This is a genomic window from Ilumatobacter fluminis (assembly GCF_004364865.1).
GTDB classification, from domain to species: Bacteria; Actinomycetota; Acidimicrobiia; order Acidimicrobiales; family Ilumatobacteraceae; genus Ilumatobacter; species Ilumatobacter fluminis.
Genome location: NZ_SOAU01000001.1, coordinates 4,170,856 through 4,184,339, shown reverse-complemented (window position 1 = coordinate 4,184,339; position 13,484 = coordinate 4,170,856). Strand labels below are relative to the sequence as shown.

The following is a 13,484-nucleotide window of genomic DNA, read 5'->3' as shown; positions in this document are numbered from 1 at the left end:
CCCGCGCCTCGGTTCGATCCACCAGCCCAGCCGAGGAGGCCGCTTCATGAAGCTCGCTCTGTACCTGCCCAACTTCCGCGACGAGGTCACCGTCCAGGAACTGTCCGATCTGACCGATCTCGCCGAGGAGCTCGACTTCGACTCGATCTGGACGCTCGATCGCATCGTCGTGCCCGAGGCGTCCGATCGCGAAGAGCTCGAGTACGCGTTCGGCATGATGGACGGCTTCCCGAAGTCGCTCCCCGTGTCGTCGCGCGGCCAGTGGTTCCAGGGCTGGCCGTTGATCCCGTGGCTCGCCGCCAAGACCACGAAGTGTCGCATTGGCATGAGCATCACCGACACGCCGTACCGGGCGCCGGGTGTGCTCGCCGCCGAACTCGCCACGGTCGATCACCTGTGCAACGGCCGCCTCAACGTCGGCGTCGGTGCGGGCTGGATGCCCGAGGAGTTCGCGGCGTCGAGCGCGTCGCACATCTTCCCGAAGCGTCACAAGCACGTCCGAGAGACGATCGAGATCATGCAGGGCATCTGGACCAACGAGGTGTTCGAGTACCACGGCGAGTTCGCCGACTTCCCGCCGTGCGGCTTCGGCGCGAAGCCGGTCCAGGACCCGCACCCGCCCATCTTCTTCAGTGGACTCCGAGACCCGAAGCGGGCTGCCAGTCGGATCGCGAAGTACGACCTGTCGGGTTGGATCGGCATCCAGGACACGCCGAGCGAGTTCCTCGAGTGGCGCGGACCGATCCAGCAGGAGCTCGAGGAGCTGGGCAAGCCCGACGCGCTCGAGCAGCTCGAGCTGTGCAGCATGTACTGGTTCGTGATCACCGACGAGCCCTCCGACCAGACCGACATCGGCAAGGCGAGCAACATCCTCGTCGGCACGAAACAGCAGATCACCGACAAGCTGAAGGAGCTCAAGGAGGCCGGGCTGACGATGCCGCTCATCTGGCCGCCGTTCGCCGACGTGCCGGTCTCGAAGACGCTCGACGACCTCAAGGTCCTCAAGCACGAGATCATGCCCGAGGTCGACGCGAGCTGACCCTCCCCCGGTGGATCGTTGATGGCGCTCACCACTGCCAGGCACCGCGTGCGCCGCGTCCACGGACGAGCTCGATGAAGCTCTCCGAGGGCGCGGCGCTCGCGCGTCTGGCCACCACCGATCACGGTGTGCTGGCCACCGTCGACGTCGAGCGAGGCGTGCACGCAGTGCCCGCCGTGTTCGCGGTCGCCGACGGACACCTGGGTGTACCGATCGACCGGGTCAAGCCGAAGACGTCGGTGCGGTTGCGGCGCGAACGAAACCTCGACGCCGACCCGCGAGCGACCTTCGTCGTCGACCACTGGGACCGCGACGACTGGTCGCAGCTCTGGTGGGTTCGACTCGACCTGGTGCGGGTCACCGACGCGCATCGTGCCGAGCACCTGGCGGCCTGCCTGGTCGACCGCTATCCCCAGTACCGCGCCGCGGGTCCGGACGGGCTCGCCGATGTCATCGTGTTCCGGATCGACGACGTCGTCGGCTGGTCGGCCGGCTGACGGTTCTGGTCAGGAGAGGGCGGGTTCGCGTCGGGCGACGCTCACACGGGTGACCGCCTCGATGTGTCGTGCGATGCCGTGTTCGTTGGCGCCGATGCGGAGCGTGTCGACGGCACCGGCGTCGATGTTGGCCTGCACCTCGACGGCCGCGGCGAAGTCCTCGTCGGGGATCGTCACACAGACGCGTTCCCAGTTCCGCTGCCACAGCTCCGTCTCGTCGATCCGGTCGGCCGGAACCATCATCGTCAAGCGGGCGATCGTGCGGGTCGGATCGGTCGGATGCGGGCGGAGCGAGAACAGCTCCACGTGACCGGCTTGCCACTGCACGACCGTGCCGGGCACCAGGATGAACGCGCCGGTCAGATGACGCAGCACCTCCCACTGTTCGCGCGGGCGCTCGGCCAGTTCTTTCAGGAACCGGTTCTTCGGGAGCCAGCCGCCGAAGTGGTCGCCGAAGTCGCCGATCGTCGTCATGTTGGCCGGGAAGTACGGAGCGATCGAGTCCCGGTGCAGGTACTTGAGGTGGTAGATCTCCATGAAGCCGTCGGTGAGCAGCTTCCAGTTGCACCCGAGGTCGTACTCGGTCGCTGCGAAGTGCACCATCTCGCCGAGTCCGAGTTCGGTGAACATCCGGTCGACCTCGGGCCCGAGCCAGTCGGCGATCGGCCGCGACTCGGCATCGGCGTCGGGGGTGACCCAGATGATCCCGTGGCGTTCCTCGCAGCCGAGCGTCCGGAGTCCTTGTGTGCAGGGCTCGGTGGAGAACAGCGACGGGTCGGACACCGAGCGGAGCGAGCCGTCGAGGTCGTACGACCAGGCATGGAAGCCACACGAGAAGATCCGTGCCGAACCCGACGCGCGGGTTTCGACCGTGGCGCCTCGATGGGCGCAGACGTTGCGCATGGCGTGGACGTCACCGGACCGATCGCGAGTGACGATCACCGGCACACCGGCCAGCGTGGTCGTGACGAAGTCGCCCGGCGCGGCGAGTTCGCTCGAGGCGAGCGCGGCGACGGGGGAGCCGCCGATCGCAGCCATCTCCTGCGCATGCCGCTCGGGGTCGGTGTACACCGCCGGGTCGAGCTCGGTGAACCCGGTGGTGGCCGGTGCCGGGCCGTTGACGACCAGGTCGTTGATGCGGTCGCCGATCTCGAGTTCCATCTCCCGTTGCATGGTGGTCTATTATTCGACCCATGGTCGAAACTGTCAACCCCGACGCTCCGACGAGAGCCGAGAAACGGCGCGAACAGCGTCGCGATCTGATCATCGCCGCCGCCGAGGCCGAACTCAGCGAGTCGGGCATTGCCGGCACCACGCTCGCCGGGGTGGGCGAACGGGTCGGGCTCTCGAAAGGAGCGCTCTACTACTACGTCGACAGCCGCGACGCCCTGCTCGCCCTTGTGCTCGAAGATGGTCTGCGGGCGGTCCGCGAGGAGGCCGCCCGCTCGGTCGGCGACGACGCATCGCCGCTCGAACGGCTGGCCGCCTTCGGCCGGGCCCACGTCCGACTCGCCGTCGAGCGGCCGTCCGGCCAGCTGATCATCAGCAACGTCGACCTGCTCGCCGCGCACGACCGCACCGCCGAACTGTTGCACGAGCACGAGGAGGCCGCCCGTGCGATCGTCCGCGAGGCGGTCGCCGCCGGCGACCTGCGCGACCTGCACCCGGTCGTCGCGTCATCGGCGTTCTTCGGCGCCCTCAACACGCTGTGCCGCACCTACGACCCCGACGGCGAACTCACCCTCGACGAGATGATCGACGCCACGCTCGACCTCCTCGTCAAGGGCTGGGCCGGCCGCTGACGATCCGAGAGGACCCCGATCATGAGGAACGACACGACCTCGACCGAACTCGGTGACGAAGCCGCCGCATGGTCGGCACTCGCCGAGCTGTACCACCGCTACCTCACCGGTCTGCTGCTCGGGATGGTCACCCGCATCGGTACCGCGCCGGCCGCCGAGGTGGTCTTCCGGCTGTTCCGCAACCAGCACCTCGAGGCGTTCCACCCGGGTCTCGAGAAGCTCGGCCTGACCGACGAGCCCGACGCCGTGGCGTGCGCCAAGTACCACGTGCTGTCGAACGCGCTCGGCGGCGTGCGCGTCGAGTGGATCCCGGAGTCCGACACGAAGTCGTGGGTTCGATACCTCCCACCGCGCTGGATCTTCGACGGCACCGCCGTCTGTGGCATCCCCACCGAGCTGAGTCGGGCGATGCTGCGCGGCTGGCACGGCCACAACGGGGTGTCACTCGGGAACGACCGGCTCGGCTTCGTCGCCACCTCGCAGACCACCGACGGGCAACCCGGCTTGGTCGGCTACTACATCGAAGAGACCGAGCCACTGTCGCCCGAGGACCGCGTGCGGTTCCGACCCGGCGAGCAACCACCCGGGCCGGCGGCGACCCTGCCGACGCCGTCGTGGGATCCGGTTCGCCTCGCCAAGGTCGAACGCAACTACGCAATGAACTACATCCACACGATCCTGCCGGCGATGACCGAGGTGCTCGGACCGGCCGAGACGCGCAGCGTGGCGGTCGTGGTCGGTCACCAGATCGGGATGCAGTTCCATCAGAGCGTGATGGCGACGCTCGGCGACGACCGCTCGTTCGAGGAGCGGTTCGGTCGGCTCCTCGACGCGCACGGTCCGACCTGTGACGTGACCGGCGCGCCCTCGCCGACCGTCCGGCTCTCGCAGTGGCGTCTGTTCGACCCGGCCACGGTCCACCCGGTCGTGTTCGACGGTTGGAACGCGCTGTGGGAGGGGCTGGCTGCGATGGAGGACCGCCGGCTCGTCGTGCGTCGTCGCCTCGACCTCGGCGACGACGCCTTCGAATGGGAAGTGCGCGCCTCGTCGGCCCTCGGCTGATGCCACCGGTACGGTGACCGACATGTCCCGCCGAGTGCTCATCACCGACGCCGACGAGTTCGTCGGGCCGGCCGCCGTCGAACGTTTCCGAGCGGGCGGTGACGACGTCGTCGTCCGGACCGAACCGTTCGGGTCGCGCTCCGACGTCGAGGGGTTCGTCGCCGAGCACGGTCCGTTCGACGTCGTCGTCGCGAATCTCGAGGCGTCGATCACGGTGGCGTCGATCGTCGATCACGACGACGCCGTCACGGACGACCTCGACGCCCGGCTCGTCCGACCGCTGTACTGGCTGTTCTCGACGTGCCTGCCGCCGATGGTCGAACGCAGCGAGGGTGCGGTGGTCGTCCCGGCGTCGGCGACGGCGATCCGGTCGTCGTCGCATCCGATCGCTGGCTACGAGGCGGCACGCGCGCACCAGCTCCAACTCGTGCGCAGCGTCGGCAAGGAGATGGCACGGCACGGGGTGCGGGTCAACGGCATCGCCCCCAACTTCATCGAGAACCCGTCGTACTTCCCGCCCGACACCGTGGCCGATCCCGACTTCCAGGCGTCGTTGCGGACGAACGTGCCCGCACAACGCCTCGGCAGAGGAGCCGAGGCGGCGTCGGTGCTGTGGTGGCTCGCCTCACCCGAGGCGTCCTACGTGTTCGGCACGATCGTGCCCACCGACGGCGGCTGGACCCTCTGACGTTCTGGCGCGTCGACCTCGTCGACCTGGCACCCTGGACGGTGCATGAGCGACGCGATCCCGACCACGATGGCCGCCGTCCACCTCCGCGGTTTCGGTGGCACCGATCAGCTCGAGTACGTCACCGACGCGCCGGTGCCGACGCCCGCACCCGATCAGGTGTTGATCCGGGTCGCGGCCGCCGGCGTCAACAACACCGACATCAACACGCGCACCGGTTGGTACGCGCGCGACGTGACCGGCAGTTCGGCCGACGCCGCCGGTGGTTCGCAGTCGGGTGACGAAGGCTGGGCCGGCGCACTCGAGTTCCCGCGTATCCAGGGCGCCGACGCGTGCGGCCGGATCGTCGCTGTCGGGGCCGACGTCGACCCGAGCCGGGTGGGGGAGCGGGTCATCGTGACGACGATGCAGACCGCCTACTCGACCGAGCCGCTCAGCACGACCGTGTTCGGTTCGGAGTACGACGGTGCGTTCGCCCAGTACGCCGTTGCTCACACCGACGAGACCTACGCCGTCGACTGCGACTGGACCGACGTCGAGCTCGCCTCGATCCCATGCGCCTACTCGACGGCCGAGAACATGCTGCACCGGATCGAACTCGGTGCCGAGCGAGTCCTGATCACGGGCGCATCGGGCGGCGTCGGACACGCTGCGGTGCAACTGGCGAAGCGGCGCGGCGCCACCGTGATCGCCGTGGCGGGTGCCGACAAGGCCGACGCGGTTCTCGGGCTCGGCGCCGACGAGGTGATCGGCCGCGACGTCGACCCGGCCGAGCGCTTCGGTGAGTCGTCGTTCGACGCCATCGTCGACGTGGTCGCCGGCTCGTTCTTCGGTTCGGTGACACGGCTGCTGCGCAACGGCGGTCGGTACGTGACGGCGGGTGCGATCGCCGGACCGATCGTCGAGCTCGACGTGCGTGATCTGTACTTGAAAGACCTCAGCCTGCACGGTTCCACGTACCAGCCGCCCGAGGTGTTCGCGAACCTCGTCGGCTACATCGAGCGCGGTGAGATCCGCCCGCTGATCGCCGCCACCTATCCGCTCGAACGCATCGTCGACGCCCAGGACGCCTTCGTCGCGAAACACCACGTCGGCAAGATCGTCCTCACCATCCCCACCGGAACGTGATCGAGGCCGGCCCCCCGTACTCGTCGTCGCGGCGTACGGTGGACACGTGACTCCAGAGGCGGTTGCCGAACTCGCCCATCTGCGGCGGGCCCGTGATCTGATCGACCGTGAGTACGCATCGCCGCTCGACGTACCCGCGATGGCCGAGGTGGCAGCGATGTCACCCGCCCACTTCTCGCGACGTTTCCGCGACGTGTACGGCGAGACGCCGTACAGCTACCTGATGACCCGGCGCATCGAACGAGCACAGGAGTTGCTGCGGCACGGAGCGACCGTCACCGAGGCGTGCATGGCGGTCGGGGCGACCTCGCTCGGCTCCTTCAGCTCGAAGTTCTCCGAGATCACCGGCCTGTCGCCATCGAGCTATCGAGGACTCGACCACAGTGATCTCGAAGTCGTGCCGCCGTGCGTGGCGAAAGAACAGCTCCGGCCCCGCCGTTCACGTTCATCGATGTCAGCCTGATCGAGCAGGAATGGAGAAGCGGGCCGACTGGGCCCGTCCGTACGGTGGCGACATGACCGTTTCTGTCTCGACCATGTTCATCACCGTCCACGACGGCGACGAAGCGCTGACCTTCTACCGAGATGCCCTCGGCCTCGACGTGCGCAACGACGTCAGCAAGGGTGACTTCCGGTGGATCACCGTCGGTGCTCCGGGCCAGGCCGTCGACGTGGTCCTGTCGTATCCGCACGGCGGCCGCTCCGAGGCCGACGGCGATGCGTTGCTCTCCCTGGTCACCAAGGGAGCGATGCAGGCGGCCATCTTCCGCAGTGACGACCTCGACGCTACGTTCGAACGGGTTCGGGCGAGCGGTGCCGAGGTGCTCCAGGAACCGAAGCCGCAGCCCTGGGGTGTGACCGATTGTGCCTTCCGCGACCCGTCGGGCAACCTCGTCCGGATCGCTCAGGCTTGAGGGGTTTGCGATGAAGACGATGACCTGCAAACAGCTCGGTGGCCCGTGCGGTTACGCACACCACGGCGAGTCGGCCGACGACGTGATCAACGCCCAGGACCGACACCTCAAGGAGATGGAGGCGGCAGGTGACGTCGCCCACCAGCCGGCCCGTGATGAGATGAAAGCTCGCTGGCGCAAGCCGGTGTCCGGTCTGCGGTGGTACCGCGACGCCAAACGCCGATTCGCCGACCTCCCCGACGACTGACGACCGGGACCCGGTCAGCGGTGGCCGGGGGCCATGTAGAACCAGAAGGGGAACGGGGCCTCTTGGGCTTCCAGTGCCTTGCGGGCGGCGAGCAGCGTCTTGCCGGCCTCGGTCGTCTCGAAGAACCACGCCTCGGCGGCACGCCCGCCCGGCGGTGGGCCGTCGACGAGCTGGAGCGCCGCCTCGTCGTAGTACGAGCGGATGTCGTGGGCGACGGCGACGGTGTTCTTGCCCGGGAGCGGCACCTCCTTCCAGCGCTCACCTTCGGCCCAGCGGTGCAGCGTCGCCAAGGCGTCGGGCACCTGGTCGGCGGTGATCGCACGGCCCACCTCGGTCACGCCGCGCTTGGCGACCGACCGGTCGTAGGCAGCGCGCAGCCCATTGGCTTCGTCGACGGCGGGCGGCAGGGTCGGGTCGAAGCGCGGCGGTAGCGAACACGCCATCGGCGTCTCGTCGGCTTCGATCACCTCGGGGAAGGTCTCGATCACCGGTTCTGCCGCATCGAGCAGCGACAGGCCTTGCTCGAGCACTCGTCGTTGGAAGGCTGCGTCACTCGGCAGGCCGAGCGGTCGTCCCAGCGGGAACTCGCAGTAGAGCGCTCGGGGCGGGTGCATCTTCTCGACGACCTCGATCATCGAGGCGAGGACGATCGTCGCCAGACCGGCGGCTTCGAAGACGTGGGCGAGCGTACTCACGGTACGCGTGCACAGTGGTCAAACCGGCGTGAAGATGACGACGTCGACCTCGTCGGCCAGCAGCTCGGCAGCGCACGCCGGACCGGTGTCGAGACGGAGCTCGCTGACGGTGTCGGGCTGGTTCCCGGCGAAGGCGAAGTGGCGAGGTGCCACGTCGCCGATCACGCCGTCGGCGGCCAGCTCCTCGAGCCGATCGATCGGGTAGACGACGTTCAGGTCGATCTGGAACCCGGTGTGATCGAAGTTCGGACTCCAGTGGCCCATGACGAGATCGCGGTCGGTCCGGTCGAGTGCTCGGAAGCCGGTGTCACCCTGCGAGAAGCGTTCCTGGTCGGGGCGGTACAGCGCCGCGGACGTCACGATCGCGACCCGACGCTCCGACAGCGGCGTGTCGGATCTCGTGAACGCGGTCGTGTCGAACTCGGGGACCGGCAGCGTGGCGGCGTACGCCCGCATCGCAGCGTCGCCCGACATCAGTCCGCTGCTCCGTCGATGGTCGTGGTCGGCACGGGTGGGTCCTCTCGGTCGGCCGGTCGTTCGCTGCGACCGTACCGCCGGCGCCTCCACCGCTCCCGATCGGACCGGTCCGCCCGCCTCACCGGCCCAGCGGCCCCGGCCCGGTCGCCCGGTTCTCGGCGGCTGCCGTCCGGTTTCCCGGACGTGAGCCGCCGAGAAGGTGGGGGTCGACCCGGCGGTTGGGTTCTCGGTGGCTGTGGTGCGGCTTCCCGGATGTGAGCCGCCGAGAAGTGGTTGTGGTTCTCGGTGGCTGTGGTGCGGTTTTCCGGACGTGAGCCGCCGAGAAGGTGGGGGTCGACCTGGCGGTTGGGTTCTCGGTGGCTGTGGTGCGGTTTCCCGGACGTGAGCCGCCGAGAACGCAAAGGCGTCTCGTGTGTGTTGCTAATGAGAATCGTTCTCAGTACGGTGGCTGGTCATGACACGATCCACCCGACCTCCCCGACTGCTGGCGGCTGCGGCCGTTTGCGCTGTCGTCCTCGCCGCCTGCGGTGACAGCGACGACTCGAGCGACGAACCGGCGGCCGCGACCGCCGCTCCCGCCGAGACGACACCGGAGACGACGACGCCGCCCACGACCGGCCCGCCCGAGACGACGGCGCCGCCGACCACCATCGCCGAGGACGATGACGACGACGACCACGGCCATGACGACCACGATCACGATCATGACGACCACGATCATGACGACCACGATCACGAGGAGGACGACCACGATCACGGCGACGAGGACCACGATCATGACGAGGACGACCACGATCATGACGACGACGCCGTCGAGGTGGCCGAGCCCGAGCTGCGGCTGGTCGTGGCCGATGCCGTCGAGCCGGTGGTCCGCGTCGTGCGCTACAGCGACGGCGAGGTGATCGCCACCCTCGACATGCCCGGCACCGTCGCGGTGTCCGACGCCGGCCGGTACACGCTCGCGGCGGCTCGTGCCGACGACCGGCTCGAGGTGGTCGACCCCGGCACGTGGACCGAGCCGCACGGCGACCACTTCCACTCCTTCGTCGCCACGCCGACCCTGACCGACATGGGTTTCGACGTCGATGATCCCACCCACGTGGTCGGACACGGCGACCTCCTCGCCGTGTTCAACGACGGCGACGGCAGCGTGATGGTGCTCGACCAGACGGCCCTGTCGTACGACGACGCCGTCGTCGCGACGCTCGACAGCGGCGCCGCCCATCACGGTGTCGCGGTCGCGCTGGCCGAGTACGGCGTCGTCGTGCTCACGACACCGGTCGAGGGCGAGTCACTGCCGGACGGCGTCGCCGTCGTCGACCTCGAGACCGGCGAGGAGCTCCAACGCTTCCCCGATTGCCCCGGTCTCCACGGCGAGGCGGCAACCGAAGCGTTCGTCGCGTTCGGGTGCGCCGACGGCGTCCTGATCCTCGAGCCGCACGACGACCACTGGGACGCGCGCGCGATCGCCCGACCGGAGGGCTCGGCAGACGACGCCCGCACCGGCACCCTCGCCGCGTCCGGTGAGATCCTCGTCGGCAACCTCGGCAGCGGCGCCCTCGCCGTGATCGATCTCGAGGGCGGCGTGGCGACGGCGATCGAGCTGCCGGTGGACATGCGCGGCTTCGCGCTCGCACCGGACGGTGCCTCGGTCGTCGTCCTGACCATCGACGGGCAGGTGCACCTGATCGATCCGGCCACCGGAACCATCACGGCGTCGACCCCGGTCGTCGACGCGTTCGAGTTGCCCGAGGGCCACGGTGCTGCACCGATCCCGCAGCTCGCCGTGGTCGAGGGCCACATCTTCGTCACCGATCCCGTGAACGGCGGCATCGTCGAGCTCGATTCGAGCCTCGCCGAGCTCGGTCGTTTCGACGTCGGCGGCGCGCCGGCCGGCGTCGTGCTGGCCGGCTGACCCGCCACGACGAACGTCCGGATGCCGCCCGATCCGACCGGGCGGCATCCGGTCGATAGCGTCACCTCCGGGTGCCCCTCGACACCCGGAGGTGATGACGTGACCGCAGAGTTCTCCGATGTACCGGTGATCGACCTGGCCGCCGAAGCGGCCCGCCTCGGCGCGGGCGGATTGGGGGAGTACCTGGCGACCGTGTACCACGAGGTCGGCTTCGCCGTCGTGACCGGGCACGGCGTGCCGACCGAGATCACCGACGAGGCGTTCGCCGCCGCCCGCCGCTTCTTCGAACTCCCGCTCGAACAGAAGGAGGCCGTCGACAAGCGACGATCGCGGCACTTCCGGGGTTGGGAGGCGACCGGCGTCGAGCGCACGAACAACCGCCCCGACATCCGCGAGCAGCTCGACTTCTGGACCGAGCACCCGGCTCGCGACGTCGATGTCGAGCCGCCGTACCTCCGCCTCCTCGGACCCAACCAGTGGCCGTCCGACGACCTCGCGCCGGGCTTCGCGGCTGCGGTGCAGCGCTGGATCTACGCGGCAGCGGAGCTCGCCGACCGGGTGATGGGGCTCTTGTCGCTGGGACTCGGCCTCGACGAGGATCACCTGCGGCGAGCGTTCGGGGACGAGTGCATGTCGCTGTGCAAGGTCATCAACTATCCGCCGACGCCGGCAGGCCAGTTCGGCGTGAACGCCCACCACGACGCCGGCTTCCTGACGGTCCTCGCCACCGGCGGCACGCCCGGTCTCGAGGTGCAGAACGCCGCCGGTGAGTGGATCGCTGTCCCGAACGTCGACGACGGGTTGGTCATCAACCTCGGCGAGGTGTTCCAGAAGATGACCGGCAACTACTTCGTCGCGACGCCGCACCGCGTCGCGACGCCGACGGCGCGACGGTCGATCGCCTACTTCCACGGCCCGTCGCTCGACATGCCACTCGTCGCGCTCCCGCTCGAGCAGCGCTTCGCCGATGCGGTGGCTGCCAGCCCGCGCCACGCCGCCGCCGGGTTCATGGTGCAACCGGACGAGGTCGATGCGGGGGCCGCCGACATGTCGAGCCCGCATCATCCCGATCGCTACGGCGAGCAGCTCTGGAACTATTTCGCCCGCAGCTACCCCGACAACGTCCGCCTCCACTACGGCTGACGGGCCACCGCTGGGTCGGGTGTCGTACGGAACGGCGAGGCGCAGCCGAGGCGTTTCGGGAGATCGCCCGACCCAGTGATCAGGTGGCGCGTCGTCGTCGCCGGAGTCGGGTGATCTCCGGAAACGTCGACTCCGTCGCCGTTCCCTGCGACACCCGACCCGGGTTCGTTCCGTCGGCTAGAGCTGCGGAACGCGACTCGGCGACAGGTCGAGGCCGGGGTAGCCGGCTTCGGCGAGGTCGTCGATCTTCTTGGCGTAGCGGTGGGCGCCGCCGAAGTAGGCGTGGTAGCGCACGGTGCCTTCGCCACGGCCGGGGAGGTTCGGGTTGTAGCCGGTGAACCAACCCTTGCTGCGGCGGAACAGCAGCCGTTCGTGTGCCGTCACGACCTCGTCGAGCCACTCCTGTTCGGGCTCGGATCTCGCCTCGATGCGGTCGATGCCGGTTTCCCTGGCGTGCTCGAGCAGCCCCGTGATCCAGTCGGCGCCCTTCTCGATGGCTCGCGGGAAGTTCGTCGAGCCGGACACGCTCTGCGGCCCCGCCACCATGAGGAGGTTCGGGAACCCGGCCGAGAGCAGGCCGTAGTACGTGGTGGTCACGTCTGCCCACTTGTCCTTCAGTGCGAGGCCGTCGACCCCGCGGATGTCGATCCGGTCGAACGACCCCGTCATCACGTCGAAGCCGGTCGCGTACACGATGATGTCGAGTTCGTGGTGGCCGGCCGTCGTCTGGATGCCGGTCGCCGTGATGCGTTCGATCGGGTGCTCCGACACGTCGACCAGTTGGACGTTGTCGCGGTTGTAGGTCTCGAAGTAGTTCGTCTCGAGCGGGAGCCGCTGCAGCCCGAAGCCGTGATCGGTCGGGATCAGCTTCTCGGCGACCGCCGGGTCGTCGACCCGCTGGCGGATGCGGTCGGCGATGTACTCGGACACCTCCCTGTTGGCGTCCTCGTCGAGGAAGATCTCACCGAAGTTGGCGGCCAGGATCGCGAAGCCCGGTTGCGTGTAGAGGTCGTCCCAGATCGCCCGGCGTTCTTCCGGGGTCTTGTCCCAGAAGCCCCAGATCGGTGTGTGGACGAAGCCGCCGTTCGACGCGGCGCACGCCGCGAAGATCTTGTCGTAGCGCGAGCGGATGTCGGCCATCTCCTCGTCGGAGATCTCGGAGTTGTTGAGCGGCGAACTCCAGTTGGGGCGCCGCTGGAACACGGTCAGTTCGGCGACCTCCGGTGCGATCGCGGCGATGACCTGGATGCCGGTCGCTCCGGTGCCGATCACCCCGACCCGCTTGCCGGCCAGCTCGACCGGCTCCTTCGGCCAGTCGTAGGTGTGGAACGCCGCACCCTCGAAGTCGTCCTTGCCCTCGAAGTCGGGGATGATCGGCCGCGAGATCGGGCCGACGCTCGCCACGACGAATCGGGCGACGTACTCGTCGCCGTTGGTGAGCGAAACGTGCCAACGGCGCTCGTCGTCGTGCCACTGCATCCGTTCGACGCGGCACCCGAACCGCATGTGGCGGCGCAGGTCGAACTTGTCGACCACGTACTCGAGGTAGCGCAGGTTCTCGGGCTGGGGCGAGAACCGTTCCTTCCAGTGCCACTCGTCGAGCAGCTCCTTCGAGAACGAGTAGCCGTAGGTGTAGCTCTCGGAGTCGAATCGGCAGCCGGGGTAGCGATTGCGGTACCACGTGCCGCCGACGTCATCGTCGGCCTCGAGCACCACGGCGTCGAACCCGGCGTCGACGAGTCGGTTGATCTGGTAGATCCCCGACACCCCGGCGCCGATCACGATCACGTCGAACTCACGTCGCTCATCCCCCATGTGGCTCACCGTATTGAGAGGTCGCCGTCGGCAGCGAGGCAGGCCGCCCCTTGCACCCTTTT

The 13,484-nt window shown here is 68.7% G+C and carries 15 protein-coding genes; 11 read left to right on the top strand and 4 right to left on the bottom strand.

What is annotated here, in order from left to right; genetic code table 11:
- The first annotated feature begins 46 nt into the window (after positions 1–46).
- Both BDK89_RS18940 and BDK89_RS18935 read left to right on the top strand, forming a co-directional pair.
- Positions 47–1,039, top strand: coding sequence for an LLM class flavin-dependent oxidoreductase (locus BDK89_RS18940; protein ID WP_133870439.1), 993 nt, complete (start codon positions 47–49; stop codon positions 1,037–1,039).
- A 74-nt stretch (positions 1,040–1,113) separates the two neighbouring features.
- A complete protein-coding gene (locus BDK89_RS18935) occupies positions 1,114–1,536 on the top strand; it encodes a PNPOx family protein (RefSeq protein WP_133870438.1) in 423 nt (140 codons plus the stop codon).
- Between the two features lie 9 nt (positions 1,537–1,545).
- On the opposite strand, the gene BDK89_RS18930 is transcribed toward BDK89_RS18935, so the two are convergent.
- Positions 1,546–2,709, bottom strand: coding sequence for an aromatic ring-hydroxylating oxygenase subunit alpha (locus tag BDK89_RS18930; RefSeq protein ID WP_133870437.1), 1,164 nt, complete (start codon positions 2,707–2,709; stop codon positions 1,546–1,548).
- Between the two features lie 20 nt (positions 2,710–2,729).
- On the opposite strand from BDK89_RS18930, the gene BDK89_RS18925 reads away from it, so the two are divergent.
- Genes BDK89_RS18925 through BDK89_RS18895 form a run of 7 tightly spaced genes read left to right on the top strand, consistent with a single transcriptional unit; the run spans position 2,730 to position 7,377 of the window.
- Positions 2,730–3,338: a TetR/AcrR family transcriptional regulator gene (locus BDK89_RS18925; RefSeq protein WP_133870436.1), complete on the top strand. Its 609-nt coding sequence runs from the start codon at positions 2,730–2,732 to the stop codon at positions 3,336–3,338.
- Between the two features lie 21 nt (positions 3,339–3,359).
- Positions 3,360–4,400, top strand: coding sequence for a hypothetical protein (locus BDK89_RS18920; RefSeq protein ID WP_133870435.1), 1,041 nt, complete (start codon positions 3,360–3,362; stop codon positions 4,398–4,400).
- 22 nt (positions 4,401–4,422) lie between these two features.
- Complete coding sequence (locus BDK89_RS18915) at positions 4,423–5,088, top strand: SDR family NAD(P)-dependent oxidoreductase (RefSeq protein WP_133870434.1); 666 nt, start codon at positions 4,423–4,425, stop codon at positions 5,086–5,088.
- Between the two features lie 45 nt (positions 5,089–5,133).
- Complete coding sequence (locus BDK89_RS18910; RefSeq protein ID WP_208294130.1) at positions 5,134–6,216, top strand: alcohol dehydrogenase family protein; 1,083 nt, start codon at positions 5,134–5,136, stop codon at positions 6,214–6,216.
- Between the two features lie 46 nt (positions 6,217–6,262).
- On the top strand, positions 6,263–6,679 hold the full coding sequence (locus tag BDK89_RS18905; protein ID WP_133870433.1) for a helix-turn-helix transcriptional regulator: 417 nt from the start codon (positions 6,263–6,265) through the stop codon (positions 6,677–6,679).
- 52 nt (positions 6,680–6,731) lie between these two features.
- Positions 6,732–7,130, top strand: coding sequence for a VOC family protein (locus BDK89_RS18900; protein WP_133870432.1), 399 nt, complete (start codon positions 6,732–6,734; stop codon positions 7,128–7,130).
- Positions 7,131–7,140: 10 nt separating this feature from the next.
- Positions 7,141–7,377 (top strand): hypothetical protein, encoded by a 237-nt coding sequence (locus BDK89_RS18895; RefSeq protein WP_133870431.1) that lies wholly within the window; start codon positions 7,141–7,143, stop codon positions 7,375–7,377.
- A 14-nt stretch (positions 7,378–7,391) separates the two neighbouring features.
- Here the strand turns inward: BDK89_RS18895 and BDK89_RS18890 are convergent, their stop codons facing one another.
- Positions 7,392–8,072 (bottom strand): hypothetical protein, encoded by a 681-nt coding sequence (locus BDK89_RS18890; RefSeq protein ID WP_133870430.1) that lies wholly within the window; start codon positions 8,070–8,072, stop codon positions 7,392–7,394.
- An 18-nt stretch (positions 8,073–8,090) separates the two neighbouring features.
- Positions 8,091–8,546, bottom strand: coding sequence for a glycine/sarcosine/betaine reductase selenoprotein B family protein (locus BDK89_RS18885; protein WP_133870429.1), 456 nt, complete (start codon positions 8,544–8,546; stop codon positions 8,091–8,093).
- A 457-nt stretch (positions 8,547–9,003) separates the two neighbouring features.
- On the opposite strand from BDK89_RS18885, the gene BDK89_RS18880 reads away from it, so the two are divergent.
- Entirely contained in the window at positions 9,004–10,464 is a 1,461-nt protein-coding gene (locus tag BDK89_RS18880) for a hypothetical protein (protein WP_133870428.1), read from the top strand.
- Between the two features lie 99 nt (positions 10,465–10,563).
- Positions 10,564–11,607: an isopenicillin N synthase family dioxygenase gene (locus BDK89_RS18875; protein WP_243839223.1), complete on the top strand. Its 1,044-nt coding sequence runs from the start codon at positions 10,564–10,566 to the stop codon at positions 11,605–11,607.
- Between the two features lie 177 nt (positions 11,608–11,784).
- On the opposite strand, the gene BDK89_RS18870 is transcribed toward BDK89_RS18875, so the two are convergent.
- Entirely contained in the window at positions 11,785–13,422 is a 1,638-nt protein-coding gene (locus BDK89_RS18870; protein WP_133870426.1) for a flavin-containing monooxygenase, read from the bottom strand.
- Between the last annotated feature and the right edge of the window lie 62 nt (positions 13,423–13,484).

Excerpts from the sequence above, each read along its gene's own strand:
- BDK89_RS18940 (WP_133870439.1), top strand. The coding sequence starts at position 47 with ATGAAGCTCGCTCTGTACCTGCCCAACTTCCGCGACGAGGTCACCGTC.
- BDK89_RS18935 (WP_133870438.1), top strand. The coding sequence starts at position 1,114 with ATGAAGCTCTCCGAGGGCGCGGCGCTCGCGCGTCTGGCCACCACCGAT.
- BDK89_RS18930 (WP_133870437.1), bottom strand. The coding sequence starts at position 2,709 with ATGCAACGGGAGATGGAACTCGAGATCGGCGACCGCATCAACGACCTG.
- BDK89_RS18925 (WP_133870436.1), top strand. The coding sequence starts at position 2,730 with ATGGTCGAAACTGTCAACCCCGACGCTCCGACGAGAGCCGAGAAACGG.
- BDK89_RS18920 (WP_133870435.1), top strand. The coding sequence starts at position 3,360 with ATGAGGAACGACACGACCTCGACCGAACTCGGTGACGAAGCCGCCGCA.
- BDK89_RS18915 (WP_133870434.1), top strand. The coding sequence starts at position 4,423 with ATGTCCCGCCGAGTGCTCATCACCGACGCCGACGAGTTCGTCGGGCCG.
- BDK89_RS18910 (WP_208294130.1), top strand. The coding sequence starts at position 5,134 with ATGAGCGACGCGATCCCGACCACGATGGCCGCCGTCCACCTCCGCGGT.
- BDK89_RS18900 (WP_133870432.1), top strand. The coding sequence starts at position 6,732 with ATGACCGTTTCTGTCTCGACCATGTTCATCACCGTCCACGACGGCGAC.
- BDK89_RS18895 (WP_133870431.1), top strand. The coding sequence starts at position 7,141 with ATGAAGACGATGACCTGCAAACAGCTCGGTGGCCCGTGCGGTTACGCA.
- BDK89_RS18885 (WP_133870429.1), bottom strand. The coding sequence starts at position 8,546 with ATGTCGGGCGACGCTGCGATGCGGGCGTACGCCGCCACGCTGCCGGTC.
- BDK89_RS18880 (WP_133870428.1), top strand. The coding sequence starts at position 9,004 with ATGACACGATCCACCCGACCTCCCCGACTGCTGGCGGCTGCGGCCGTT.
- BDK89_RS18870 (WP_133870426.1), bottom strand. The coding sequence starts at position 13,422 with ATGGGGGATGAGCGACGTGAGTTCGACGTGATCGTGATCGGCGCCGGG.